This is a genomic window from Herbidospora sp. RD11066 (assembly GCF_054661255.1).
On sequence record NZ_BAAGDO010000245.1, the window covers coordinates 1 to 255 of the forward strand.

The window sequence follows — 255 nt, forward strand, 5'->3', positions numbered from 1 at the left end:
ATCGCATTGCTTTTGCTGTCGCATCAAGGGAATTTGAAGCTGGGTACCTCGGTGTAGCTATAAGGTACCTTGACGCCCTGCTTGTAGGGGAAGAGCGTCTCTTGGACGCTGTCAAAGGTGTCCACCAGACTTTGCTTCACGGGGTAGATGGCATACTCCTTGGTGACGCGCCAACAGGCAGAACAACAGGCGATGATGGAGGTGATGATCATGGCCATGCAGTCCAGGAAAGCGAAGCAGCACTTTTTGCAGCCT

Annotated in this window: 1 protein-coding gene; it reads right to left on the minus strand. The window is 52.9% G+C overall.

Features of this window, described 5'->3' with window-relative positions; all coding sequences use genetic code 11:
* Positions 1 to 23: 23 nt before the first annotated feature.
* The coding region (locus ACYQ78_RS39840) for a hypothetical protein (RefSeq protein WP_459806186.1) at positions 24 to 255 on the minus strand (232 nt) is incomplete at its 5' end.